This window comes from Phocaeicola coprocola DSM 17136, assembly GCF_000154845.1.
GTDB lineage: Bacteria > Bacteroidota > Bacteroidia > Bacteroidales > Bacteroidaceae > Phocaeicola > Phocaeicola coprocola.
The window spans coordinates 2,702-3,575 of sequence record NZ_DS981448.1 but is presented as its reverse complement, the minus strand read 5'-3'; the positions used below and the strand labels follow the sequence as shown (position 1 = coordinate 3,575).

Sequence of the window (874 nt, the reverse complement as noted above, 5' to 3'; positions counted from 1 at the left end):
TATTTTCAAGTAAATCAATTATTGTTTTTACTGATGGAGCATAGCTTAGTCCGGGCAAGATCCCAAGATTGATATTGATTATTGGCGATAGGTATCCAATATGATTATGATATACTAAGCCATCATCATTGACATTGAGATTCTCTTCTTGCACCCACTTTTTCAAGTTTTTACAGGTAATCGTAATCAGTGGATATATAGCCACACTACAAGATGAATTATATACACTTGAACGAAACCATATTTCAAAAGTCAAATTTTTGTCTTTTGAAATCTTTTTCAAACATTGTCCATTTTTAGACGGCTTAAATCCCATTGCGATAAAAGGAATAGCTATCTCATTGCAGGCTTTAATAAATATATCTCTTGGTTTCATTTCTTGTTCTTTTCAGGTCGATAATGTTTGGTGGCTAACCGACCTTTTTCAGGGGAGGTTAAGCCGCTTGTTAGTCGCACAATTTGTTCTTTTTTCAACTCAACTATTAGCTGCTCATATTTTTATCATCTTTACCATAAAAGGTTATGGCAGATAGACGACCTAATCTATACCATTATAATTATCCTTCGGCTTTAAACCATTCAAGATATTTAATGCCGTTGTAATCTACTAATTCCTCAATATGTTTTTTGGGAACATCAGAATCATCGTAACTTTTTTTCTTTATATAGATGTTCTGATTTTTCTTTTTATCTTTAAATCCATTAGGAATATAGCAGACTATACAATTCGATGCTGATACATGTTCTTCCTTGACGTAGAGTTCAATTACCCAATCAGGCACAAATTGATTGTTTATCATCCTTTTTACCATTTCAAATGGATTCTCAAGATGATCCAAAATTTCCACTTTCAAAAATTCTGGGTAATAGAACG

General features: G+C 32.5%; 2 pseudogenes. Both read right to left on the bottom strand.

The features are described 5' to 3' along the window. A pseudogene (locus BACCOP_RS02755) lies at positions 1-376 on the bottom strand (hypothetical protein); the annotation flags it as partial. 181 nt (positions 377-557) lie between these two features. Beyond that, positions 558-874 (bottom strand): annotated as a pseudogene (locus BACCOP_RS02750) (immunity 22 family protein); the annotation flags it as partial.